Source organism: Streptomyces sp. NPDC002133, assembly GCF_040296405.1.
Taxonomy (GTDB): domain Bacteria; phylum Actinomycetota; class Actinomycetes; order Streptomycetales; family Streptomycetaceae; genus Streptomyces.
In genome coordinates this window covers 126,498-148,169 of the sequence record NZ_JBEOXF010000010.1, presented here as the reverse complement: position 1 = coordinate 148,169, position 21,672 = coordinate 126,498, and the positions used below count along the sequence as shown (strand labels likewise).

The following is a 21,672-nucleotide window of genomic DNA, read 5'->3' as shown; positions in this document are numbered from 1 at the left end:
GCCGGGGACGCGGACGTCCGGTGCCTGGCCCCGACCGGGGCGCACTCGACACCGGCCGGCCCGGGCGGAGGCGTGGGATCCGTCGCGCGCGGTCCAGCGGCGGTCCCGTCAGTGACCCGGTCCGCTGAGCCGGGCGGCCCGTATCGTCAGATGGTGCCGCTCCGGCAGGCTCGGCGTACGGCTCGCGGCCGCGCGGTAGTTCTCGACGGCTGCCTCGCGTTCGCCTGCCATCTCGAGAAGGTGTGCCCGCACCACATACAGGCGGTGATGGCCCGTCAGCCGGGCGTCGTCCTCGAGCGCGTCCAGGAGGCGCAGACCTGCCTCGGGACCGTGGACCATGGCTGCCGCCACGCGCGGTTGAGCGAGTAGAACGGATTGTCGGAAAGCTGCTCCAGCACCCCGTACAGCGCCAGGATCTGCGGCCAGTCGGTCTCCTCCACCGTCCTCGCCTCGTCGTGCACGGCGGCGACGGCGGCCTGCACCTGATAGGGGCCGAGCCGGCCTCTGGGCAGGGCATCGGTGATCAGCGCGACACCCTCGGCGATGGCCTCGGCGTCCCACAGGCTCCGGTCCTGCTCGGCGAGCGGCACCAGCTCCCCGCCCGGTCCTGTGCGCGCCGTGCTCCTGGCGTGGGTGAGCAGCATCAGCGCCAGCAGCCCGGCGACCTCGCCGTCCTTGGGCAGCAGCCGGTGCAGCGCCCTGGCCAGCCGGATCGCCTCCACGGACAGCTCGACACGTTGCAGCTCCCGGCCGGCCCCGGCCGCGTACCCCTCGTTGAAGACGAGGTAGAGGACGTGCAGGACCGCGTCCAGACGGCGCTGCCGGTCGTCCTCGTCCGGCATCCGGAAGGGCACGCCGGACGACTTGATGCGCTGCTTGGCACGGCTGATCCGCTGCGCCATCGTGGCGTCCGGCACCATGAACGCCCGCGCGATCTCGGTCGTCGTGAGCCCGCCCACCGATCGCAGCGTGAGCGCGATCGCCGCCGATGGTGTGAGTGCGGGGTGACAGCACATGAAGAGCAGAGTGAGGGTGTCGTCCTCATCCGTACCGTCGTCGCTGTCCGCCGCGGGAGCGATCAGCCGGTCGGCGGGCTCCCGCCGTACGGCGAGGTCCTCCCGGCGCCGCCGGGCCTGCTCGCTGCGCACCTGCTCGGTCATCCGCCGGCTCGCCACCTGGATCAGCCAGCCCCGCGGATTTCGCGGCAGCCCTTCCTGGGGCCACTGCACGGCGGCGGCCAGCAGTGCTTCCTGTACGGCGTCCTCGGCGGCGTCGAAATCCCCGAACCGCCGCGTGAGCACGCCGACGACCTGCGGCGCCAGCTCGCGCAGCAGGTCCTCGGCGGTCCGTTCGGCTTCCATGGCCGCGGTGGCCTTCCCAGCTCCGGCGTCTTCCACAGTGCCCACTGCTCCCATGGCTCCGACGCTCAACAGACTCCGGCGTCAGTGTCGCTCACAGCTCCTGGGGCGGTGCGGACATCACCTGACGCACCTCGATCGGCATGTTCAGCGGGGCCCCGCCGGGCCCGGGCGCCGCCGAGACGAACGCGGCCAGCTCGACCGCCCGTTCCGGAGTCTCGCAGTCCACGATCCAGTACCCGGCCAGGAACTCCTTGGTCTCCGGGAACGGCCCCTCGGTCACCACGGGCGCGCCGCCCTCGGCCCCGGCCCGTACGATCTTGGCGACCTCCGGCATGGCCAGGCCCTGGCCGTCGACGAGCTCACCGGCCTCGGCGATCTTCGTGGTGGCGTCCTTCATGAACGCGATGTGCGCCTGGACCTCCTCCGGCGTCCATGTGTCGATCCGCGGGAAGTCGACGGTCGCCTCGCTGAACTGCATCAGCAGCATGTACTTCATGGTCCGCTCCCTGTCCTGTGGGCGCCCTCGTGGCGCTCTCACGGACAGGTAGAAGCACACGCCGCGTTTTCGACATCCCGGCGGACCTTTTCGGCAAGATTTTTTCCGGACGGCGGATCCGGGCGCTTCCGGTCAGTCTCCTTGCGGGAAGGTCAACGGCTCGCCCGTCTCGATCAGGCTCTTCAGACTGGACAGCAGCATCGGCCAGCCCGGCTTCACGATTCTGAGGAGCTCGCCCTCGGGGTCCAGCCCTCCGTGCACCACATTCAGATGGGTGACCTCATCCATGGGGTCGAGGTCGAAGGACACGACGGACGGACGGCCTCCGTTCAGTTCCGGCTCCTCGGTCTGGCGCCAGTCGTAGGACAGATGCTGCCCGGGCACCGCCTGCTGCACGCTGCCCTCGCCGTCCGGCGACCGGGTGGTCAGCGGAGAGCCCGGCTGCCAGTCGGTGCTGAAGGTCATCCCGAGGCGCCAGCGCGGAACCATCGCCGGATCGGTCAGCGCGTTCCAGAGCTGCTGGGGCGTGGCGCGAACGTACACGTCAAAGACAAGGCTCGTCATCGAGACTCCAGCGGCGGCCCGGGATCATCGGCGCCAAGCGTGCCACGGGGACGCCGGCAGGCGCTCCTCCCCGCGCGGGACATGCCGAAGCGATCACGCGACCAGGGGCCGGGCTGCGGTGGGCCCCTTCCTCCGGTGCGCCGCCTCGGACACCACGGTCGACCCGTCCGGGCCCGACCCGACACCGCGGGTCAGGGTTACCCGCAGACCACCACCCGCCCCCTCACCCTCGCAGGCGCCGAACTGCCCACCGTGGACACGGTCTTCGAGGCGTCGGATCCACGACCGCGCCCCTCCACCCCCTGCTCCCCAGCCAGGAACCCGACGCCGTCGAGAGCGTCGCACGGGCTGCGCGATCTCCATCGCCGAGACCGGGCCCCCGGCGCGCCCGATCGTCCTGGACGGCGGCGCCGGCCAGGGGCGACGCCGGATCACCCATGTCCCCGACCACCACATCCGCGGCGTACGACCAGGAGCAGGTCGTCGCCTCCGTGCCGCAGGCGCTGCCCAGGCCGACCGCCGACCGCCCGCCGGCCTGGATCTCCGGGCCGTCAGCCACCGGCGACATCGAAGTCAACCTCGTCGAGGGCGTGCACGGCCCGCGGACGCCGGAGGTCGTGCTCGTCACCGGCCGGCGCGCAGCTGCGGCGCCCGTTCCGCCGCAGGGACCACGGCAGCGTTGCGCCGCAGCTCATCTGCCAGCGCGCCTGCCCAGCGGGTGAGCCCGTCCACGTCGATTCCGTACGGCATGACCGCGGCGTACGACGCGATGGACTCCGCGCCGCGCACCAGCAGTGCCGCGCCGCCCGTCGCGTTGCCGCGGGCGGCGTGTGTCAGCCCCACCGCGAGCTGCGCAAGCCCACGCCACAGCCCACGCTCCGCCTCCGGGCCGGACTTCCAGGCGTCCTCCAGCACCTCGTGCGCATGGAACGGCTTGCCCGCATCCAGCAGTCGCTGGGCCTCCACGAGCGTCTCGTCCGGGGTCCGGGCCACACCCTCGGGCTGCCGCTCCACGCCCCTCTCCCCGTACGGGAGAGGTCGCCCCAGCCCGTCACGCGGGCGCGCGCTGCGTGCCCTGCCCTCGGCGTCGCGGTCCCTCGGAGTCCTGTTCACGCCCCGATTGTCACTCGCTCGACGGGGCCTGTCAGACCCGCGTCCGCCGCCCGCGCGAACCGACGGCGTCCCTGCCGGGGATGACACCGAGTCAGGCCGCCGCTTCCCGAAGCGCCCTGACGGGCCGCGACGGGGAGGCTCGCGCGTCCATCCTCACCGTGGAGTGAGGTAATGTTCTCCTGCGCGCACGGCAGGGCTCAGCCCCGACGGTCCGCGCATCGGGACGTGGCGCAGCTTGGTAGCGCACTTGACTGGGGGTCAAGGGGTCGCAGGTTCAAATCCTGTCGTCCCGACTTGCGAAGTCGCAGGTCAGGGGTCGTGTCGGAGCATCCGATTCGGCCCCTTGACCTTTTTGGGGCGACGGAGTCACGGCATGCTTCGCGTCGTGAGCGCGCTGTAGCACCCAAGGGGAATGAACGCCCCATTGGTTGAGAGTCCTCGTTCGGGATCCTCCGGCCCAATTCCCTTCTGTGGTGCGGCGCCCTCCCCTCCTCTCTTTGACATGGCGCCAAGGTGAGAGGAGGGTGGAAATAGTCTGAAAGTGTGATTTGCACCCGATTGCTCGGAGGTGCATGGAAATGCGTCGCAGGATAGTAGCCGCAATGTCCGCAGCGGCCGCAGGGCTGGCCATCGGCGTGATGCCCGTCGGTGGAGCTCAGGCCTCGACGAGTGACTTCAGGGACGACTACAGGTGCTCCGAGTGGTTCTACAGCGGCTGGGACTACCGCGACTACCGCTATTACTGCGGTGACTACGGCGGCTACTACGACGACCGCGGCTACTACGGGTACTACGACGACCGCGGTTACTACGGGTACTACGACGACCGCGGTTACTACGGGTACTACGACGACCGCGGCTACTACTACGACGACAACGGCCGCGGTGGCGACGGCGACAACGGCCGCGGTGGCAACGGCTACGGCGACAACGGCCGAGGTGGCGATGGCGGGGATCGCGGTGGAGGCGGCGGTGACGGCGGCGGTCGCGGGGGTGACGGTGGCGGTCGCGGTGGAGGCGGGGGTGACGGCGGCGGTGGCGGCGGCGGTCGTGGTGGAGGCCGGTGAGCGCTGAGCGGTGATGCCGCGCATCAGGAAACGGGCCCGGATCTCTCCGGGCCCGTTTCCTGTGACGAGCCGTCGGGGCCCTCGCCGGTGAAATCAGGTGGGCGGTCCGGTTCGGGTCGGGGGCGAAAGGCAGGCGAGCCCTGGCGTGAAGGACTGAACGGTGGTTCACTTCTTTCATGGCCTATCGCAAGACCCCCGCGGTGCGGGACCGGCTGACCGCCGCCCGTGACCGGCTCGTGGACGAGGCGATCACCGTCGTCGCCGAAGTGGGCTGGGCGCAGGCATCCGTGACCGCGGTGGCCGCGGCGGCCGGCATGTCGGTCGGCTCGGTCTATCAGCACTTCCCGTCGAAGGCGGCGCTCGCCGTCGAGGTGTTCCGCCGCGCCGCAGGGCGGGAGGCCGACGTGCTCGGTGAGGTGCTGCGCGACAGCGACGGCGATCCGGTCGAGCGGCTCGCGCACGGCGTGACCGTCTTCGCGCGACGCGCCCTGGAGAGCCGGGGAGTGGCGTACGCCCTGCTCGCCGCGCCGTCGGAGCCCGCCGTCGAGACCGAGCGGCTGGAGTTCCGGCGGCGCTATCGCGGCATGTTCGCCGAGGTGGTCCGGGAGGGCATCGCCGCCGGGCTGCTGCCCGAGCAGGACCCGGAGGTCACCGCGGCGGCGCTCACCGGCGCCATCGGCGAGGTGCTGGTCGATCCGCTGTCCGGGCCCGCCGAGGGCTCCGACGGCGACCGACTGGTCGCCGAGCTCGCCGCCATGTCCCTGCGCTGTGCGGGCGCCCTGCCCGCCGCGCCGCCCCGTGAGTTGGAGGACTCCGATGCGCAGTGATCCCGTACGTACCCACGAGGTGACCAACCAGGTGCCGCCCCTCGCGGGACACGACGTGGCGGACGACCCGGTGCTGCTGGAGGGCGTACGGAACGAGGGCGCCGAGTGGTACGAGGAGGACCTGCACCGCCTGGGGCGGCTCGCCGGCTCGGAGGAGGCGCGGCGCTGGGGCGACGAGGCCAACCGGTACGAGCCGGTGCTGCGCACCCATGACCGGTACGGGAACCGCATCGACGAGGTCGACTTCCACCCCTCCTACCACGCGCTCATGGACGTGGCCATCCGCGAAGGCCTGGGCGGCACACCCTGGGCGGAGGACAAGCCCGGCGCCCATGTCGCGCGCGCGGCCGGGCTGATGGTGTGGGGTTTCACCGATCAAAGTCATCTGTGCCCGGTGTCCATGACCTACGCCGTCGTCCCGGCCCTGCGGCACGCCCCGGAGCTGGCGGCCGCGTACGAGCCGCTGCTCACCGGCCGGGTGTACGACCCGGGGCTGCGCGCCCCCGAGAGCAAACGGGGACTGCTGGCCGGAATGGGCATGACCGAGAAGCAGGGCGGCTCGGACGTGCGCGCCAACACCACGATCGCCGTCCCGCAGCCGGACGGCACCTGGCGGCTGCGCGGCCACAAATGGTTCACGAGCGCGCCGATGAACGACCTGTTCCTCGTCCTCGCCCAGGCTTCCCCCTCCCAGGGGCGAGGCGGCCTGTCGTGCTTCCTCGTGCCCCGCGTCCTCCCGGACGGCAGCCGCAACACCTTCCGGATCCAGCGACTCAAGGACAAGCTCGGCAACCGTGGAAACGCCAGCAGCGAGCCGGAGTTCGACGACACCGTGGCATGGCTGGTCGGACCCGAGGGCCGCGGAGTCAGGACCATCATCGAGATGGTCACCATGACCCGGCTGGACTGCATCCTCAGCTCCGCCTCCGGCATGCGAACCGCGCTCACGCACGCCGCCCACCATGTGCGCCACCGCTCGGCGTTCGGCGTGAAACTCCTCGACCAGCCCCTGATGCGCAACGTCGTCGCCGATCTCGGCATCGAGTCCGAGGCCGCGACGACACTGGCGCTGCGCGTCGCGGGCGCGGTCGACCGGGCGCAGCGCGGCGACGACCAGGAGCGGAGCTTCCTGCGCCTGGCCACGGCCGTCGCCAAGTACTGGGTGTGCAAGCGCCAGCCGGCGATGGTCGCGGAGGCGCTGGAGTGCCTGGGCGGCAACGGCTACGTCGAGGAGTCCGGCATGCCGAGGCTCTACCGGGACGCACCGCTCAACGGCATCTGGGAGGGTTCGGGCAATGTCGGAGCCCTGGACGTCCTGCGTGCGCTGACGCGCGAGCCGGAGTCGCTGGAGGCCTTCGGCGCCGAGATCACGGCCGCCGCCGGGGCGGACTCCCGGCTCGACGGCGCCTGGCGGCGGCTCCGCGACGAGCTGCGGCCGGGTGAGGACGCGGAGCTGCGCGCCCGGTGGCTCGTCGAGCGGATGGCGCTGGTGCTCCAGGGCTCGCTCCTCGTCCGCCACGCCCCGGCCGCCGTCGCCGACGCGTTCTGCGCCTCCCGGCTGGGCGGGGATCAGGGGCTCGCCTTCGGGACGCTGCCGACTGGGGCCGACCGGGCGGGGATCATCGCCCGCGTCCCCGGCGCGGGCGCGGGAGCCTGAGCCGGCTCGGGACGCGGACGGCGCCGTGCGGAGGGATCCTGAAGACAGGACCCCGCGCGGCGCCGCAAGGCCCGCACGGGGAGCGGGTGAGGAGGTACGCCATGACGCGGACGCTGGAGTGGCAGGTCGGCGTCGTCCTCGTCGAGGAGGACGGTACGACGAGGGCCAGGGCCGTTCTGGACACCGGCACCACGACCTACACCGGCCAGGGCGTTGCCCGGTGCAACCCCCAGGACGTGGACGTCCCGGAGATCGGCGACGAACTCGCGGCGAGCCGTGCCATGAAGGACCTCGCGACCCAGCTGATGCGGGTCGCGAACCGCGACCTCGAGAGTGTCGGGGCAGGACCGGAGGGCGGGCTCATCCCGTACGGCTGGCCCGAGGCCGCGACGTAGAGCCGGTCCGGGCCGCCAGGCAGAGGTCGCAGAGGGGCGGAGCTCCGCAGAGATCAGAGCGTGGAGCCGCTGCCGTGCGGCGCGTACAGATCCAGCAGACGGACGCGCGTCGCATGGAGCCGGTGTGCGAGCACTCTGCCGACCCACTGCCCGATCGCCGAACCGAGCCTCGGGTCGGCGTCCATCATCATGCGTACCGTCAGCGCGTCGAACTCCTGTGCGCGGACCGGCGTCATCGCCTCGGCGCTCAGCTGCCACATGTACGGCGGGAACAGCCATGACCAGCCCACGAGTTCACCGAAGCCGAGGTCCTCGATCACGGCCGGGCGCCGCTCCGGCAGCGGCATGTGCAGGGTGACCGTGCCGGACCTGATGATCCAGAAGCGGTCGGCCCGATGGCCCTCCTCGAAGACCGTGGCACCCTCGGCAAACTTGACCTCTTCGGCGATCTCCAGCAGCCGGGCGCGATGCTCGGCCGAGAGGGCGGCTGTCATACGTATGGAAGAGTTCATCAGGAGGCCTCCGTTCCGCGCGCCGGCTCATCTCAAGCGTCGCACGGCGGAACGCGGTGTGCGGTGCTCAGGACCGGCCGGAGAAGGTGCCCGCACCACCTTCCGCTGACGTTGCGTCCCGGCGCTACGTGGCGGCGGCCGCCGCGTCCCTGAGCGCGTCGAGCAGGACGCGCAGCGCGGGCTCGGCCGGCGCCGAATCCCGTACGGCCGCGTGGATGACCCGCACCGGCTCCGGTCGCCGCACCTTGCGCACGACCACGCCGGGATGGGGGTTCCGCAGCCCGATCAGCGGGATCAGACTGATGCCGAGACCGGCCGCGACGAACCCCTGAGCCGTGGCGTGATCCTCGCTCTCCACGACGAACCCCGGGCCGAAACCGGCGGCGGAGCATGCGTCGAGCACGGCGTCGAGACAGGGCCCCGGCCACTCGCTGCCCACCCAGGGCTCATCGGCGAGATCGGCGAGGTCGAGCACGCGCTTCGCGGCGAGCGGATGGCCCTTGGGCAGGACGGCACGGTACGGATCGTCCAGCAGATGCTCCAGCCGCACGCCGTCGACGGACCGGTCGTGCGCTCGGACGACGAGGGCCACATCGGCCCGGCACTCCTTGACCTCCGGCAGGGGGTCGTCGGGGTCGATGAGCTTCAGGTCGACCTGCACGCCCGGGTGGTCGCGGCGCAGCCGGGCGAGCGCGGGCGCCACGAGCGGTGCGCCGGCCGTGGCGAAGTAACGGACGGACAGCCGGCCCGTACGCCCCTCGCGCAGATCGGCCAGCGCCGTCTCCGCCTCCGCGACCTGCCGGCTGATCGCGGCGGCGTGCTCGGTGAGCAGCAGTCCGGCCGTGGTGGGCCGGACGCCCCGGCCAACCCGTTCGAGCAACGCCATGCCCGCTTCCTTCTCCAGGGCCGCCACCTGCTGGCTGACGGCGGACGGCGTGTACCCCAGGCGGGTGGCCGCCGCCGTCACCGAGCCACTGCTGACGACAGCTCGCAGAACCTGCATCCGTCTCACATCAAGCATGTAGTACAGGTTAATCCTCTATGCAGAACATTTCACTTGTCCTGTCGAGTTCGGTGCGTGACCGTTGCCTGAGGGTGCGACGGGCATCGACGGGCATCGACGGGCATCGGCGTGCACCGGCGTGCATCAGCGGGCAGGGGAGTGAGCTCATGGCGAGCGGCCACGGAACGAGCGGCGGCGGGCGGGGGACAGCGGTGCGGATGGGCGTGCTCGCCCTGCTCTGGGGATCCGGCTTCCTGTGGATCAAACTGGCCCTGAACCACGGCCTGACGCCGCTCCAGATCACCGTCGCACGCTGTGTGCTCGGCGCGGCCGTCCTGCTCGTCCTGGCCTGGTCGGCGCGGCAGCGACTGCCCCGCGACCGGGCGACGTGGGGCCATCTCGTCGTGGCCGCCTTCTTCTGCAACGCACTGCCCTTCCTCCTCTTCGGCATCGGCGAGCAGACCGTCGACTCGGGCGTGGCAGGCGTGCTCAACGCGACAACTCCGCTGTGGTCGCTGCTGATCGGCATCGCGATCGGCACGGAACGCGGGCGCGCGCTGCGCCCGTTCCGCCTGGCTGGACTCCTGCTCGGCTTTGCCGGCACACTGCTGATCTTCGCGCCCTGGCAGCGGAGCGGACTGATCGGCTGGGGCGCCTTCGCCCTTCTCGCGGCCGCGGCCAGCTATGCCGTCGCGTTCGCCTACATGGGCAGGCATCTCACCGGCAGGGGCACCGCGCCCTTCGCGCTCTCCGCCGCCCAGCTCGCCAGCGCGAGCGCCCTCGGCGCGCTCGCGCTGCCCGCCGGGGGCGGACTCACTGCGGTACGCCCCGACGTGACCGCCCTGATCGCCGTCACCGTCCTCGGGATCTTCGGCACGGGGCTCACGTTCCACCTCAACTACCGCCTGATCGCCGACGAGGGTGCGACCAGCGCCGCCACCGTGGGCTATCTGCTGCCGGTCGTCTCGGTGGCGCTCGGGGCCTTCGTGCTCGACGAGCAGATCGGCTTCCGGGTCGTCGCCGGCATGGTCGTCGTCCTCGTCGGCGTCGCCATGACGCGCGGCGGTGACGCGGTGACCGGCGGCGGTGACGCGAAGGCGACGCGCGGCGGTGACGCGGTGACCGGCGGCGGTCGTCGCGGTGACCAGCGGCGGTGACGCGGTGACGCGCGCCGCGATGCGAGGACACCGTCACCGGCGCCCGGTCTCAGTGCGGCCAGTCCTTGATGATCTCGAAGTGGTGGGTCTCCCGCCCGAGCTCCTTGCCTTCCTTGTCGACGAACGTGCCGGTGACCTCGTACACGTCTCGCGCCAGATGGCCGGTCGGCAGATGCTCCGCCGGGAGGACGATCTCGTACGGGCCACCGCTCCGGTAGTCACCCAGCAGGGTCTCCCGGTGGGTCATGGTCACCCCCTGCCTGCTGCGCTCGTCGATGTACCGGAGCCCTTCGATGTCGTGCTTGGAGCGGACGGTGAACGCCAGTCGCGTCCGGAACTCCGTGCCTGCCCTCAGCGTGAGCGGAGCCACCTGCGGCAGTTCGCCGTCCGGGTCGCCCGGGCTCTCGGGAGGCAGCGGTACGGGGATGTCGGGACGCCCGTCCACCTGGATCGTCACAGCAACCAGCTCGAAATCACGGGGTGAGTTCATCGCGTACGCCAGCTTTCGCCGCTCATGAGGAGGAAGGGCCCGTATGTCAGCCTAGTCATCGGAGCGTGGCACGGCCGCCGACGGGCGGGAGCGGGGAGCCGGTGGCGGTGTCATAGTCGGGTGTGTCACCGGGGGGCCGGACGGACCAGGAGAACCGGGCATGGGGTCAGCACGGGACGGATGGCCGGGGAACACCGGCGAAGGCGGCGGCCTCGCCGTCGACGTACGGCCGGGGCCCGAGCCGGGCGTCATGGTGGTCGCGGTCACGGGCGAGCTCGACCACGACACGGCCGAACCGCTGCGCACGGCCCTGGACGACACCCTCGCGGGCGGCGCGCGACGGATCCTGGTCGACTGCTCCGAGCTGCTGTTCTGTGACTCCACAGGCTTGAACCTGCTGCTGCGGGCCCGCCTCGCGGCGAAAGAGACCGGTGCTCGCATCGAGCTGGCGGCGCTGCGGCCCCAAGTTGCGCGGATGCTGGCCATCACGGGCGCCGGAGCGGTCTTTCACCGGTACGCGAGCCTCGGTGAGGCCTTGGCGGAGCCCCGGCAGGAGTAGCAGTGAGCGCGGCACTTCCGGCGCAGGGTGAGACCCGGAAACTCGTACTCTCCGGGGCTCGGGGGGCCGTGGGGCGCTGCCGTGCCTTCAGCCAGGCCGCGCTCGCGGACTGGGGGTGGCTCCCGGACGGCGGCATGGACGACGATGCGTACGCCTGGAACCACGTCCCGGCCGGCGAGGTGCACGAGTTCGACGAGGCCTGGGAGTCCGACGAGGCCTGGGAGTTCGACGAGGCGTGGGAGTGGGACGAGGGGCACGCGACGGACGAGCGGAGGGCCGTCACCGAGGACGTGCTCATGGTCGTCTCCGAGCTGGTCACCAACGCCTGTCTGCACGCCGGCGGTCCGGAGGAACTGGTGCTCCACTGCACGTCCGAGCGGCTCCGGATCGAGGTCACCGACGCGAGCCCCGTGCCTCCCCACCCCCGCCCACATGCGGACCCGGCCGTACCCGGAGGCCATGGCCTCGTCGTCCTCGGGCGGCTCGCCCGCGCCTGGGGCTCCGCTCCGCACGGCACCGGCAAGACGGTGTGGGCGGAGATCGCGGCGCCTCGCCGCGTGTAGGCCGCGCTGTCAGGCGCCGCGCTTCCGGTCCGGCCGTGGACGGCGTGCTCGCGTGTCAGGGGCCGATGCGCCGTCGCCGTCCTCACCGCCACCGCGGCTGTCGCCGGTGCGCGTGCCGGGGGCCGATGCGCCGTCGCCGTCCTCACTGCCACCGCGGCTGTCGCCGGTGCGTGTGCCGGTGTTCTCGCACTCGTCGCGCAACTGCTCGGCCTTGCGGCGCAGGCGCGCCCGGTGCTCGGGATCGTTGCAGCGCTCCGCGCCGCGGGTCAGCTCCTCGGCCATCACCCGGAGCTGCTCGGGCGTCCTGAAGGGTTCACCTGCTGTCGCCATGGCTCCTCCTTCCGGGGCCATGTGACAGGCAAACACGACAGGGTCACACGCGCATCACATGTCATTGCTCTGCGTGACGGGTCACGGCCGACTTTCACCCCCGAAGCGCCGAAAAGCGGATCCCGTACAGCTGGTTGGCCGTTCGGGCCTTGCTGTCGGGGCGGCTTCGACGAGCCGCGAAAGCTGCCGCCCGGTGCCGCCGCCTCCGACCCGACGGGCGGCACGGACAGCGGGAGCCCGTCAGGGCAGGTAGCGCTCCAGCGCCGCTGCGCCCTTCTCCTCTATCTCCTTGCGGGCGCGTTCCAGGTTCGCCGGCGTCGGCTCGCGGCCGGACGCCATCACCAGGTCCTCGGGGTCGAAGGGGCGTTCCGATCCGGTCCAGATCCGCAACGGCGCCCGCCTGCTCTCCGGCTCTTCGGTCTTGTCCTGACTCATCTGTGCCTCCGGGCGATCCGATGTCGAGTGGCTGACTACCAGCATCAACCCGTATCGCCTGACGTGCAGCTCGGACGTGTGTGCGGATACGGTGCGTGCGGACACGGCGACGGGCCGGGTATCGCGGTGTCGCGACACTCCGGCCCGTCGTCTGCCGTCGGCGACCCGTACGGCCTGCTCAGGCGATCGATGCCGAGACGATCGCCGCCACCGCGAGATTGCACGACGCCGTCACCCACACCGCCGGGTGCGGCTCCGGCTCGACCAGCGTCTCCCCCAGCTTCCCCGGCGTGACCAGGTCCACGATCAGGAACGCCACGGCCATGAGCACGAGCCCCAGCACACCGAAGGCGGCCGTCGAGGCGAGGCCCTTGCCGAAGTCGTCGTACGTCGTCCAGATCGACGTGAAGACGATGCCGCCGATGCCGAGGAGTGCGGAGCTCAGCAGGAGCGCCGCGTTGCGGTTGCGCTCCTCCCAGATCTGCCGGCCGAGCTTGCCGGGCGTCAGCACGTCCACCAGGACGATGCCGAGAATCAGCAGGACCACGCCGAGGGCACCGTAGGCGGTGGCCCGGCCAAGTCCGTTGACTATGTCCGTCATTGAGAAGCCAGTCTCCGTGTCTAATAATGATCGTGGTCAAGGCGCGGCAAAATGTATCGCACGGCCTGCGCGCACCCCAGGGCACTCCTGGCCCGGGCTCCGCCACTCCTCGCCCCCACCCCGCCACTCGGGCGGCGCGGCAGCGGACGGAGAGCGGTCGGAGAATGGCACCGTGCCTGGTTTCCGTGGCAGGCCCTGGCATCGAGGTGATCCGACCGAGGAGATGGTCATGGCAGATCGCGAGCTCCGCGACGACCGGGACAAGGGCCGGCTGGAGGCCTACGAGGACGGCGTGTTCGCCGGACACATCGCCTACTTCAGGATGAGCGGCGAGCCCGCGGCGCTCGTCGCGGTGCACACGGTCGTGGAGCCCGAGCACGAGGGCAAGGGCGTGGCCGGCTCGCTGGTCCGGGAGTTCTACTCGATCGCCGCGCGCGAAGGCGTCCCCGTCGTGCCGCTCTGCCAGTACGCCGCGAAGTGGGCGCAGCGCCACCCCGACGAGGCGCCCGTGCCATCTGCCGAGCTGGTGAGCGCGGCGGAGCGGAGGCTGGCTGTGGAACACCCGGGTATGTGACGACGCTGCCCGCCGACCCTGCGTTCGTCGACCCTGCTCCGTCGAGCCTTCGCCCGTCGGCTCCGCGCCGCCGGCTGCTCGTCCCCCCGCGCCCATCGCGGCCTCGCGAGCACGCTGGAGCCCACCATCGCGCTGATCGGCGACGAAGCGTGGGGAGCGCAGTCAGGCCGCGGATTCGTACCCAGCTGGTCGACGGTGCCTTGGAGTTGTTCGCGGCCGGCGCCGGGACGGACATCCGGACGCCGTGGCGGCGGCCGTCGACGGCGTACGCCACGCCGTGATCGCGCCGGTCCAGGCGTCCATGGCCGGTGCCGCCGACCGCGCCACGACGGCCCTTCCCGTGCTCTCCAGCCCGCGCCCCGGCCTCGCCACCTGCCGCGGCCGGGGCGCGCCGACGACTGGATCCGCCGCGCGTGGGCACCCGCAAGGCGAGAACCTGGAGCCATAGCCCCACGACCCCGGGAGCCCCTCATGACCCAGCCGCAGCCCCCTCCCGCACCTCCCATCCCGACTCCGCCACCGGACCCCCTGGGACCGGGACCGGGGCCCCCCACCCCCGTACCCCCGCCGGAGCCGCCGCCCGGTCCGGCCCCGGGACCGGTTCCGGAGCCGCCGGCCCCGGCCCCGGTGCCGGAGCCGGAACCGTCGCCGAGCCCGCCCGGCTGAGCGGGCTCAGCCGGTGCGCTCCTCCGACCGGTCGCCACCCCACAGCGTGTGGAACGACCCGTCGCGGTCGGTCCGCCGGTACGTGTGCGCGCCGAAGAAGTCACGCTGGCCCTGGGTCAGCGCCGCGGGCAGCCGCCGCGCGCGCAGCGCGTCGTAGTACGCCAGCGCCGCCGAGAAGCCGGGCGTCGGCACGCCCTGGCGTGCGGCGGCCGCCACCACCGCACGCCAGTCGTTCTGAGCCGCGCCGATCTCCTCGGCGAACTGCTTGTCCGACAGCAGGCTCGGAAGGTCGGGCTGCGTGTCGTAGGCGGCGCGGATCCGGTCCAGGAACGCCGCCCGGATGATGCAGCCCGCCCGCCAGATCGAGGCCACCGCCCCCAGGTCGATGTTCCAGTCGTAGGCGTCGCTGCCGGCCTGGATCTGGTGAAAGCCCTGCGTGTACGACACGATCTTCGACGCGTAGAGGGCCTGCTCGACCTGGTCGGCGAAGCGCGCGGCCTCCTCCTCGCCGAGCGGCTGCGGCACCGGCCCGGGAAGGTCGCGTGAGGCCTCCCGCAGATCGGCGTGCCCGGAGAGCGACCGGGCGAAGACCGCCTCCGCGATGCCGGAGACCGGCACCCCCAGGTCCAGCGCGATCTGCACGGTCCAGCGGCCGGTGCCCTTCTGCTCGGCCCGGTCGGCGACGATGTCGACGAAGGGCTTCCCGGTGGCCGCGTCCGTATGCGCCAGCACCTCGGCCGTGATCTCGATCAGATACGAGTCGAGCCGGCCCGTGTTCCAGCCTCTGAACGTCTCCGCGATCTTCGTTGGGGAGTAGCCGGCGACCGAGCGCAGCAGGTGGTACGCCTCCGCGATCAGCTGCATGTCCGCGTACTCGATGCCGTTGTGCACCATCTTCACGAAGTGGCCCGCGCCGTCGGGGCCGATGTGCGTGGTGCAGGGCGTGCCGTCCGGGGCCTTCGCGGCGATCTTCTCGAGCAGCGGACCGAGCGAGGCGTACGACTCCTGCGAGCCGCCAGGCATGATGCTCGGCCCGTGCAGCGCGCCCTCCTCGCCGCCCGAGATGCCCACACCCACGAAGTGGATTCCGCGCTCGCGCAGTTCGCGCTCGCGGCGCCGGGTGTCCGCGAAGTGCGCGTTGCCGCCGTCGATGATGACGTCGCCCGGCTCCAACAGCGGGGCGAACTCCTCGATCACGGCGTCCGTCGGATCGCCCGCCTTGACCATGATGACCAGACGGCGTGGCCGCTCCAGTGCTGCGACGAACTCCTCGGGGCGTTCGGCCGGCACGAAGGAGCCTTCGCCGCCGAACGCCTCGACCAACTCGCGCGTCCTGGCGGCGGTCCGGTTGTGCACAGCGACCGTGAAGCCGTTGCGTGCGAAATTGCGGGCGAGATTTCGGCCCATCACCGCGAGGCCGGTGACGCCGATCTGGGCGGTACCACTCATGCGTGTGCTCCTGGAGTCGGTCGGAAGTGCCCCTCCCTGTGGCCAGTATGGATACGGGCCCGAGGTGCACCGCGTTCATGGGGGCTCAAGTCGCCCGAGCGGCGCATGATTCCCGGACGGAGGCTCGCGGCGACTCGCGGCGGGCTCACGACGGCTCACGGCGGTTCGCGCGTGCGACGTGGCGCCTCCTCCACGACCCTTGTCACGGCCTGTTCCCAGCCCCTAACTTTGACGGCTGCTGATGCGTTCAAGGGGGGACCATGGCCGTTCGCGGACGACACCGTCGCTACCAGCCGAGCCGTATCAACCGGGCATCGCTCACCGTCACCGCCGGGGGTGCGGGCATCGCCCTGCCGCTGATCGGCGCAGGCACCGCCGACGCCGCGTCCGTGGACGTCTGGGACAAGGTCGCGGCCTGCGAGTCCACGAACAACTGGCGGATCAACACCGGCAACGGCTATTACGGCGGCCTCCAGTTCAGCCAGTCCACGTGGGAGGAGTACGGCGGCAGGGACTACGCCCCGCGCGCCGACCTCGCCACCAAGGACCAGCAGATCGCCGTCGCCGAGAAGGTGCTCGAGGGGCAGGGGCCGCGCGCCTGGCCGAACTGTTCCGTAGGGGCGGGACTCGCCCGCGGGGGCGACGCGCCCGGCATCACCCCGGAGCGCCGGGGCGAGACGAAGGCCGAGGCCGTCCGTGCCCAGCAGCAGCCGGCCCCGGCCGCCACTCCGACCACTGTCCCCACCCAGCGCGAGATGTACACGGTGGCCCGAGGCGACACGCTCTCCGGGATCGCCGAGACGCAGCGGGTCAGGGGCGGCTGGCAGGCGCTCTACAAGGCGAACCGGACCGTCGTCGGCGACGACCCCGACCTCATCCTCCCGGGCCAGCGGCTGCGTACGCAGAGCGCGGTGGCACCGCGCCGGGCGACTCCCGCACGGCCGGAGAGCCCCGCGACCTCCCGGCCGCCGACGTCCCGGACCGAAGCGAAGCCCGCCCCCGACCAGCGGTCGGCGCAGCAGAAGCAGAGGGCACAGGAGCAGCAGAAGCAGCAGGAGCGGAAGAAGCAGCAGCGGGCCGAGGAGCGGAGTGAGCGGGCCGAGCGCCCGGCCACCCGTACCGGCGGCTATGCCGCTCCTGTCGCCGCGGGCCCCGGCACCCCCTACCGCAAGGCCGGTTCGGCCTGGAGCAGCGGCTACCACACGGGCGTGGACTTCCCCGTGCCCACCGGCACCTCCGTCAAGGCCGTCGCCCCCGGCCGGGTCGTCTCGGCGGGCTGGGCCGGCGCGTACGGCTACGAGATCGTCATCCGGCACACCGACGGCAGGTACAGCCAGTACGCGCATCTCTCGGCCATCACGGTGCGCGAGGGCCAGCAGGTCGGGAGCGGGCAGCGGATCGCGCGTTCAGGATCCACCGGCAACAGCTCCGGACCGCATCTCCACTTCGAGGTGCGCACGGGGCCCGGGTACGGCTCCGATGTCGATCCGCTCGCCTACCTCAGGGCGCGCGGCGTCACGATCTGAGGCATCGGCCGCCGTCCTGCGGGGCTGTTCCCTGGTGAGCAGCACCAGCCCCGCGGCGGCAACCGCCGCGCACCCCACGGCCAGAGCCGTGCCCGTCGCGCCGTACCGGAAACCCTCGCCGAAGAGGGTGACGCCGACCGCCGCGGCGACGACAGGATTCACCACGGTCACGGTCGCCAGCGGCGCGGCCAGGCCCGCACCCCGGTACGACGCCTGCGACAGCAGAAGTCCCGCCGCGGCCAGGCCCGCGATCACCAGCAGAGCCGGCAGAAGCTCGGTCACCGCGCCGCCGGGCAGCTCCGTCAGATCCTCCGCGGCGATCTTGGTGAAGACCGAAGCGACCCCGAAGGCGACTCCCGCACCTCCCGCCAGCACCACGCCGCGCACCACGGGACGGTGCACCGGGTGCGCGGCGAGGAGCACCGCGGCAATCGCCCCGAACGCGACCGCGGCCAGCACCAGCCGCCCCGCGCCGCCCGGCGCACGGGAGTCCGCGGGTCCGATGAGCGCCAGCAGCCCGGCGAGCCCCGCCGTCGCCATGAGCGCGCCCCGCCACGCGGCAGCGCCGGCCCCGCGCCGTACGAACACCGCGGCCATGGGCAGCGCGAAGACGATGGTCAGCGCACCGAGCGGCTGCACGAGGCTCAGTGGTCCGTACGCGAGGGCGATCACATGCAGCAGCCCGCCCACTCCGTTCAGACCGACGGCGGTCCACCACCCGGCGTTGCTCAGCAGGGCGTAGGGCCTGCCGGACGCGCCGGCGGCCACGCGCTCCTGCACGATCGCCGCGGCCGCGTAGGCGACCGCCGAGACCAGTGACAGCAGCACGGAGAGTGCGAGGGAGCTCATGGTCTCCACGATCTCCCCGGCGGACCGCCCCCGTCGTCGTCCTTGAGCAGGCAATTGGTCGTACTGCCGACGGAGTACACGATTACGGGAATACAACGCCGCGCCCTGAATCCGAGCGACTTTCCAGTCCTTATCCGTCAGATCAGTGCCAAATGCGATCGAATCAGTGCACTCCGGCGTCCAGGTCGAGGTCCGGACCGGGCCGCGGACCGTCCTGCCCGGCGGCTGTGAAGGATGGCGTGGCAAGGTGACATGGCAACGTGACATGGCAAGGGGACCTGGAACGGACAGCTGCATCGAGGCGGGGAGCGGATGGACTGGGACGAGTCGGCGTCCGTCGGGGGGTACTTCGCGGTGCGGACCGGTGAGCCCGGCACCGGGCACCTGCCCCTCGCCCGCCTGTACGCGGGAGACCTCGCGCCGCTGACCGCCCGCGTCGACCGGGTCGCGGACCGGCTGCGCACCCCTGAGCGCCGGGTCGCCGCCTCCATCGCGCATCTGGGGCTCGCGGCCCGGCTCTGGTCCACGGCGCTCGGCCCGGCCGCACTGTACGGCGAGTTCCCCGACCCGGCGGCCGCGGCCCTGCACTGGGACCCGGACCTCCCCGCGCCCGACGACCTCCGCTGGACGCGGGCACGGCCCCTGCCCGGCACCGTCGAGGCCATCCGCGAGGCCGTCCACCACGGCCATCTCGTGCCCCTCGCCGACGCGATCCGCCGCGACGTGCGGATCTCGCCCCGGCTGCTGTGGGGCAACGCGGGCTCGGCACTCGCCGGAGCGCTGCGCGAGCTGACCCGCTGGGCCCGGGCCCAGGGCCGCCCCGAGACCGCCAGGCGCGCCGCGGACCTCACCGCCGGGCTGCTGGACCACCCCGATCTCTCCGGCACCGTGCACGGCCCGGCGCTGCGCAGAACCACGTGCTGCCTCTACTACCGCGTTCCCGGCGGCGGGCTGTGCGGCGACTGCGTCTTCGACCGCCCGCCGAAACGCCAGGCGGGCGTGCCGGAGGTCTTCCGCACCGGCCGCATCTGAGTGACCATCAACGTATGAGGGTGGGACTGCTGACGCGCGAGTATCCGCCGGATGTCTACGGCGGCGCAGGAGTCCATGTGGAGTTCCTCGCCCGGGAGTTACGGGCCCTGACCGACCTCGACGTGCACGCCTGGGGCGAGAGCGCTGCCGCCGGCGGTGTCGTACGCCACGCCGCGCTCGCCGGGCTCGACGGCGCGAACGACGCGCTGCGCACCTTCTCCGTCGATCTGTCGATGGCCGCCGCGCTCGCGGGCCGCGAGCTGGTCCACTCCCACACCTGGTACGCGAACCTCGCAGGACACCTCGCGAAGCTGCTGTACGGCATCCCGCACGTCGTCACCGCGCATTCGCTGGAGCCGCTGCGGCCCTGGAAGGCCGAGCAGCTCGGCGGCGGGTACGCCCTGTCGGGCTGGGCCGAGCGGACCGCGATCGAGGCGGCGGACGCCGTCATCGCCGTCTCCCACGGGATGCGTGCCGACATCCTGGACTGCTATCCCGCCCTCGATCCGGCCAGGGTCCATGTCGTGCACAACGGCATCGACACCGGTCTCTACCGCCCCGACCCCGGCACGGACGTGCTGCGGCGCGCCGGCATCGACCCCGACCGCCCGTTCGTCCTCTTCGTCGGCCGCATCACCCGCCAGAAGGGCGTCCCGCATCTGCTGCGCGCCGCCCGCGCGCTCGACCCCGGTGCCCAGCTCGTCCTGTGCGCAGGAGCACCGGACACCCCGGAGATCGGCGCCGAGTTCCGGGAGCTCGTCGAGGAGCTCGGCCGGGCGCGCGACGGCGTGCACTGGATCCCCGACATGCTGCAGCGAGCGGACGTGGTCCAACTCCTCAGCCATGCCGCCGTGTTCGTCTGCCCGTCCGTGTACGAGCCGCTCGGCATCGTCAACCTGGAGGCGATGGCCTGCGGCACCGCGGTCGTCGCATCGGCCGTCGGCGGCATCCCGGAGGTCGTCGACGACGGGCTGACCGGGCTGCTCGTACCCTACGAACCCCGGCATCCGCGCGACTTCGAGAACGGGCTCACCGAGGCCCTCAACCGGGTGCTCGACGACCCCGCCACCGCACGGCGGATGGGCGAGGCGGGACGGGAGCGCGCCGTCCGCGAGTTCGGCTGGGACCAGGTGGCCCGGCGCACGTACGACGTGTACGAGGAGACGCTCAAGGCGAGCTGACGGCGGATGCCGACGGCGTGACGGCGTGAGGGGGCGCGATGCGCGGTGGACCTTCGGTGCTCGGAATCGTCCTGGCGGGCGGCGAGGGCAAACGGCTGATGCCCCTCACCGCCGACCGGGCGAAACCCGCGGTCACCTTCGGCGGCACGTACCGGCTCGTGGACTTCGTCCTGTCCAACCTGGTCAACGGGGACATCCTGCGGATCTGCGTGCTGACCCAGTACAAGTCGCACTCGCTGGACCGCCACGTCACCACCACCTGGCGGATGTCCAGCCTCCTCGGCAACTACGTGACACCCGTGCCGGCGCAGCAGCGGCTCGGCCCGCGCTGGTACCTCGGCAGCGCGGACGCCATCCTGCAGTCCCTCAACCTGGTCCACGACGAACAGCCGGACCACATCGTGGTGTTCGGCGCCGACCACGTCTACCGCATGGACCCGCGCCACATGCTGAAGCAGCACATCGAGAGCGGAGCGGGAGTCACCGTCGCCGGGATCAGGGTGCCGCGCGCCGACGCCTCGTCGTTCGGGGTCATCAGCCCGGCGTCGGACGGCGCCCGTGTGGAGCGCTTCCTGGAGAAGCCGGCCGATCCACCGGGGCTTCCCGGCGACCCGGGACGGGTCTTCGCCTCGATGGGCAACTACGTCTTCACCACCAAGGTGCTGATCGACGCACTCCACCGGGACGCCGAGGACCCGCACTCCGTCCACGACATGGGCGGCTCGATCCTCCCGATGCTCACCGAGCGCGGGACGGCGCAGCTCTACGACTTCGACAGCAACCACGTGCCGGGGGAGAGCCCCGTCGAGCACGGCTACTGGCGCGATGTGGGCACCCTCGACTCGTACTACGAAGCCCACATGGATCTCCTCGCCGACCAGCCCGTCTTCAGCCTCGAGAACCGCCGCTGGCCCATCTACACCCACCCGGGGCAGCTGCCGCCCGCGAGATTCTGCGCGGGCGGGATCGCGAGCGAGTCGGTCGTCAGCCCCGGCTGTGTGATCCGCGGCCAGGTCACCCGCTCCGTCCTCTCACCCGGCGTGACGGTCGAGCCGGGCGCGGTCGTCCAGGGCTCCGTCCTGCACGACAACGTCCGCATCGGACGCGGGGCGGTGGTGCGCGGCGCCGTCCTCGACAAGAACGTGAACGTCCCGCCCGGCGCGACGATCGGCGTCAACCCCGAGCGGGACCAGGAGCTCTACACGGTGTCGAAGGGCGGGGTGATCGCACTCGGGAAGGGGCAACCCGTGCTGTGACTCCCGCCG

The 21,672-nt window shown here is 72.0% G+C and carries 24 protein-coding genes, 1 tRNA gene and 2 pseudogenes; 15 read left to right on the top strand and 12 right to left on the bottom strand.

The features are described 5' to 3' along the window. Positions 1-108 precede the first annotated feature (108 nt). From ABT078_RS14370 to ABT078_RS14360, 3 genes and pseudogenes are all read right to left on the bottom strand, one after another. Positions 109-1,361, bottom strand: a pseudogene (locus ABT078_RS14370) (RNA polymerase sigma factor). Positions 1,362-1,452: 91 nt separating this feature from the next. Then, a complete protein-coding gene (locus ABT078_RS14365; RefSeq protein WP_351227384.1) occupies positions 1,453-1,857 on the bottom strand; it encodes a YciI family protein in 405 nt (134 codons plus the stop codon). Positions 1,858-1,989: 132 nt separating this feature from the next. Then, positions 1,990-2,421, bottom strand: a complete 432-nt coding sequence (locus tag ABT078_RS14360; RefSeq protein WP_351227382.1) for an SRPBCC domain-containing protein — start codon at positions 2,419-2,421, stop codon at positions 1,990-1,992. 317 nt (positions 2,422-2,738) lie between these two features. Between ABT078_RS14360 and ABT078_RS14355 the strand changes: the two are divergent. Then, a pseudogene (locus ABT078_RS14355) lies at positions 2,739-3,053 on the top strand (LUD domain-containing protein); the annotation flags it as partial. Here ABT078_RS14355 and ABT078_RS14350 read toward each other — a convergent pair. Further along, a complete protein-coding gene (locus ABT078_RS14350; protein ID WP_351227380.1) occupies positions 3,046-3,534 on the bottom strand; it encodes a DUF309 domain-containing protein in 489 nt (162 codons plus the stop codon). The pseudogene ABT078_RS14355 and the gene ABT078_RS14350 overlap by 8 nt on opposite strands. 219 nt (positions 3,535-3,753) lie before the next feature. On the opposite strand from ABT078_RS14350, the gene ABT078_RS14345 reads away from it, so the two are divergent. The 5 genes from ABT078_RS14345 (at position 3,754) to ABT078_RS14325 (ending at position 7,480) form a co-directional block, all read left to right on the top strand. Next, positions 3,754-3,827, top strand: a tRNA-Pro gene (locus ABT078_RS14345). 309 nt (positions 3,828-4,136) lie between these two features. Next, a complete protein-coding gene (locus ABT078_RS14340; protein WP_351227378.1) occupies positions 4,137-4,601 on the top strand; it encodes a hypothetical protein in 465 nt (154 codons plus the stop codon). Positions 4,602-4,777: 176 nt separating this feature from the next. Continuing rightward, entirely contained in the window at positions 4,778-5,428 is a 651-nt protein-coding gene (locus ABT078_RS14335) for a TetR/AcrR family transcriptional regulator (RefSeq protein WP_351227376.1), read from the top strand. Further along, the gene (locus ABT078_RS14330; protein WP_351227374.1) at positions 5,418-7,085 is read left to right on the top strand and encodes an acyl-CoA dehydrogenase family protein; all 1,668 of its coding nucleotides are present in this window, start codon (positions 5,418-5,420) and stop codon (positions 7,083-7,085) included. The genes ABT078_RS14335 and ABT078_RS14330 overlap by 11 nt, the downstream gene beginning before the upstream one ends. Positions 7,086-7,186: 101 nt before the next feature. Next, the gene (locus ABT078_RS14325; RefSeq protein WP_351227372.1) at positions 7,187-7,480 is read left to right on the top strand and encodes a DUF1876 domain-containing protein; all 294 of its coding nucleotides are present in this window, start codon (positions 7,187-7,189) and stop codon (positions 7,478-7,480) included. 53 nt (positions 7,481-7,533) lie between these two features. Here the strand turns inward: ABT078_RS14325 and ABT078_RS14320 are convergent, their stop codons facing one another. Continuing rightward, positions 7,534-7,992 carry a Crp/Fnr family transcriptional regulator gene (locus ABT078_RS14320; RefSeq protein ID WP_351227370.1) on the bottom strand — a complete coding sequence of 153 codons (459 nt, stop codon included), beginning with the start codon at positions 7,990-7,992 and terminating at the stop codon, positions 7,534-7,536. Between the two features lie 124 nt (positions 7,993-8,116). Continuing rightward, positions 8,117-9,013: a LysR family transcriptional regulator gene (locus tag ABT078_RS14315; RefSeq protein ID WP_351227368.1), complete on the bottom strand. Its 897-nt coding sequence runs from the start codon at positions 9,011-9,013 to the stop codon at positions 8,117-8,119. A 149-nt stretch (positions 9,014-9,162) separates the two neighbouring features. Here ABT078_RS14315 and ABT078_RS14310 point away from each other — a divergent pair, with 149 nt between their 5' ends. Next, positions 9,163-10,152: a DMT family transporter gene (locus tag ABT078_RS14310; protein ID WP_351227366.1), complete on the top strand. Its 990-nt coding sequence runs from the start codon at positions 9,163-9,165 to the stop codon at positions 10,150-10,152. Between the two features lie 49 nt (positions 10,153-10,201). On the opposite strand, the gene ABT078_RS14305 is transcribed toward ABT078_RS14310, so the two are convergent. Continuing rightward, a complete protein-coding gene (locus tag ABT078_RS14305; RefSeq protein WP_351227364.1) occupies positions 10,202-10,642 on the bottom strand; it encodes a rho GDP-dissociation inhibitor in 441 nt (146 codons plus the stop codon). Positions 10,643-10,802: 160 nt separating this feature from the next. Here ABT078_RS14305 and ABT078_RS14300 point away from each other — a divergent pair, with 160 nt between their 5' ends. Together ABT078_RS14300 and ABT078_RS14295 are read left to right on the top strand one after the other, a co-directional pair. Further along, entirely contained in the window at positions 10,803-11,201 is a 399-nt protein-coding gene (locus ABT078_RS14300) for an STAS domain-containing protein (RefSeq protein WP_351227362.1), read from the top strand. Between the two features lie 2 nt (positions 11,202-11,203). Beyond that, a complete protein-coding gene (locus tag ABT078_RS14295) occupies positions 11,204-11,764 on the top strand; it encodes an ATP-binding protein (RefSeq protein WP_351227360.1) in 561 nt (186 codons plus the stop codon). Between the two features lie 9 nt (positions 11,765-11,773). On the opposite strand, the gene ABT078_RS14290 is transcribed toward ABT078_RS14295, so the two are convergent. The 3 genes from ABT078_RS14290 to ABT078_RS14280 all read right to left on the bottom strand — a co-directional run bounded on the left by ABT078_RS14290 (position 11,774) and on the right by ABT078_RS14280 (position 13,130). Then, positions 11,774-12,094 carry a DUF6381 family protein gene (locus ABT078_RS14290; protein WP_351227358.1) on the bottom strand — a complete coding sequence of 107 codons (321 nt, stop codon included), beginning with the start codon at positions 12,092-12,094 and terminating at the stop codon, positions 11,774-11,776. A gap of 240 nt (positions 12,095-12,334) precedes the next feature. Continuing rightward, positions 12,335-12,529: a hypothetical protein gene (locus ABT078_RS14285; protein ID WP_351227356.1), complete on the bottom strand. Its 195-nt coding sequence runs from the start codon at positions 12,527-12,529 to the stop codon at positions 12,335-12,337. A gap of 178 nt (positions 12,530-12,707) precedes the next feature. Beyond that, positions 12,708-13,130 carry a DUF350 domain-containing protein gene (locus tag ABT078_RS14280; protein ID WP_351227354.1) on the bottom strand — a complete coding sequence of 141 codons (423 nt, stop codon included), beginning with the start codon at positions 13,128-13,130 and terminating at the stop codon, positions 12,708-12,710. Positions 13,131-13,359: 229 nt separating this feature from the next. Between ABT078_RS14280 and ABT078_RS14275 the strand changes: the two genes are divergently transcribed. Together ABT078_RS14275 and ABT078_RS14270 are read left to right on the top strand one after the other, a co-directional pair. Next, positions 13,360-13,704 (top strand): GNAT family N-acetyltransferase, encoded by a 345-nt coding sequence (locus ABT078_RS14275; protein WP_351227352.1) that lies wholly within the window; start codon positions 13,360-13,362, stop codon positions 13,702-13,704. A 244-nt stretch (positions 13,705-13,948) separates the two neighbouring features. Further along, the gene (locus ABT078_RS14270) at positions 13,949-14,152 is read left to right on the top strand and encodes a hypothetical protein (RefSeq protein WP_351227350.1); all 204 of its coding nucleotides are present in this window, start codon (positions 13,949-13,951) and stop codon (positions 14,150-14,152) included. A gap of 224 nt (positions 14,153-14,376) precedes the next feature. On the opposite strand, the gene gnd is transcribed toward ABT078_RS14270, so the two are convergent. Next, complete coding sequence (gnd, locus tag ABT078_RS14265) at positions 14,377-15,819, bottom strand: NADP-dependent phosphogluconate dehydrogenase (protein WP_351227348.1); 1,443 nt, start codon at positions 15,817-15,819, stop codon at positions 14,377-14,379. Positions 15,820-16,079: 260 nt separating this feature from the next. Between gnd and ABT078_RS14260 the strand changes: the two genes are divergently transcribed. Then, entirely contained in the window at positions 16,080-17,345 is a 1,266-nt protein-coding gene (locus ABT078_RS14260) for a transglycosylase family protein (RefSeq protein ID WP_351227346.1), read from the top strand. Here the strand turns inward: ABT078_RS14260 and ABT078_RS14255 are convergent. Next, the gene (locus ABT078_RS14255) at positions 17,226-18,194 is read right to left on the bottom strand and encodes a DMT family transporter (RefSeq protein ID WP_351227344.1); all 969 of its coding nucleotides are present in this window, start codon (positions 18,192-18,194) and stop codon (positions 17,226-17,228) included. The genes ABT078_RS14260 and ABT078_RS14255 overlap by 120 nt on opposite strands. Before the next feature lie 312 nt (positions 18,195-18,506). On the opposite strand from ABT078_RS14255, the gene ABT078_RS14250 reads away from it, so the two are divergent. The 3 genes from ABT078_RS14250 to glgC are packed head-to-tail and all read left to right on the top strand — an operon-like array spanning position 18,507 to position 21,663. After that, a complete protein-coding gene (locus tag ABT078_RS14250) occupies positions 18,507-19,226 on the top strand; it encodes a (2Fe-2S)-binding protein (RefSeq protein WP_351227342.1) in 720 nt (239 codons plus the stop codon). Between the two features lie 14 nt (positions 19,227-19,240). After that, the gene (gene glgA / locus ABT078_RS14245) at positions 19,241-20,407 is read left to right on the top strand and encodes a glycogen synthase (RefSeq protein WP_351227340.1); all 1,167 of its coding nucleotides are present in this window, start codon (positions 19,241-19,243) and stop codon (positions 20,405-20,407) included. A gap of 38 nt (positions 20,408-20,445) precedes the next feature. Continuing rightward, positions 20,446-21,663 carry a glucose-1-phosphate adenylyltransferase gene (gene glgC, locus ABT078_RS14240; protein ID WP_351227338.1) on the top strand — a complete coding sequence of 406 codons (1,218 nt, stop codon included), beginning with the start codon at positions 20,446-20,448 and terminating at the stop codon, positions 21,661-21,663. Positions 21,664-21,672 lie beyond the last annotated feature (9 nt).

What these genes read in the sequence shown, in the direction of transcription:
- ABT078_RS14365 (WP_351227384.1), bottom strand. Translation starts at nt 1,857, where the DNA reads ATGAAGTACATGCTGCTGATGCAGTTCAGCGAGGCGACCGTCGACTTC.
- ABT078_RS14360 (WP_351227382.1), bottom strand. Translation starts at nt 2,421, where the DNA reads ATGACGAGCCTTGTCTTTGACGTGTACGTTCGCGCCACGCCCCAGCAG.
- ABT078_RS14340 (WP_351227378.1), top strand. Translation starts at nt 4,137, where the DNA reads ATGTCCGCAGCGGCCGCAGGGCTGGCCATCGGCGTGATGCCCGTCGGT.
- ABT078_RS14335 (WP_351227376.1), top strand. Translation starts at nt 4,778, where the DNA reads ATGGCCTATCGCAAGACCCCCGCGGTGCGGGACCGGCTGACCGCCGCC.
- ABT078_RS14330 (WP_351227374.1), top strand. Translation starts at nt 5,418, where the DNA reads ATGCGCAGTGATCCCGTACGTACCCACGAGGTGACCAACCAGGTGCCG.
- ABT078_RS14325 (WP_351227372.1), top strand. Translation starts at nt 7,187, where the DNA reads ATGACGCGGACGCTGGAGTGGCAGGTCGGCGTCGTCCTCGTCGAGGAG.
- ABT078_RS14320 (WP_351227370.1), bottom strand. Translation starts at nt 7,992, where the DNA reads ATGAACTCTTCCATACGTATGACAGCCGCCCTCTCGGCCGAGCATCGC.
- ABT078_RS14315 (WP_351227368.1), bottom strand. Translation starts at nt 9,013, where the DNA reads ATGCTTGATGTGAGACGGATGCAGGTTCTGCGAGCTGTCGTCAGCAGT.
- ABT078_RS14310 (WP_351227366.1), top strand. Translation starts at nt 9,163, where the DNA reads ATGGCGAGCGGCCACGGAACGAGCGGCGGCGGGCGGGGGACAGCGGTG.
- ABT078_RS14305 (WP_351227364.1), bottom strand. Translation starts at nt 10,642, where the DNA reads ATGAACTCACCCCGTGATTTCGAGCTGGTTGCTGTGACGATCCAGGTG.
- ABT078_RS14300 (WP_351227362.1), top strand. Translation starts at nt 10,803, where the DNA reads ATGGGGTCAGCACGGGACGGATGGCCGGGGAACACCGGCGAAGGCGGC.
- ABT078_RS14290 (WP_351227358.1), bottom strand. Translation starts at nt 12,094, where the DNA reads ATGGCGACAGCAGGTGAACCCTTCAGGACGCCCGAGCAGCTCCGGGTG.
- ABT078_RS14285 (WP_351227356.1), bottom strand. Translation starts at nt 12,529, where the DNA reads ATGAGTCAGGACAAGACCGAAGAGCCGGAGAGCAGGCGGGCGCCGTTG.
- ABT078_RS14280 (WP_351227354.1), bottom strand. Translation starts at nt 13,130, where the DNA reads ATGACGGACATAGTCAACGGACTTGGCCGGGCCACCGCCTACGGTGCC.
- ABT078_RS14275 (WP_351227352.1), top strand. Translation starts at nt 13,360, where the DNA reads ATGGCAGATCGCGAGCTCCGCGACGACCGGGACAAGGGCCGGCTGGAG.
- gnd (WP_351227348.1), bottom strand. Translation starts at nt 15,819, where the DNA reads ATGAGTGGTACCGCCCAGATCGGCGTCACCGGCCTCGCGGTGATGGGC.
- ABT078_RS14260 (WP_351227346.1), top strand. Translation starts at nt 16,080, where the DNA reads ATGGCCGTTCGCGGACGACACCGTCGCTACCAGCCGAGCCGTATCAAC.
- ABT078_RS14255 (WP_351227344.1), bottom strand. Translation starts at nt 18,194, where the DNA reads ATGAGCTCCCTCGCACTCTCCGTGCTGCTGTCACTGGTCTCGGCGGTC.
- ABT078_RS14250 (WP_351227342.1), top strand. Translation starts at nt 18,507, where the DNA reads ATGGACTGGGACGAGTCGGCGTCCGTCGGGGGGTACTTCGCGGTGCGG.
- glgA (WP_351227340.1), top strand. Translation starts at nt 19,241, where the DNA reads ATGAGGGTGGGACTGCTGACGCGCGAGTATCCGCCGGATGTCTACGGC.
- glgC (WP_351227338.1), top strand. Translation starts at nt 20,446, where the DNA reads ATGCGCGGTGGACCTTCGGTGCTCGGAATCGTCCTGGCGGGCGGCGAG.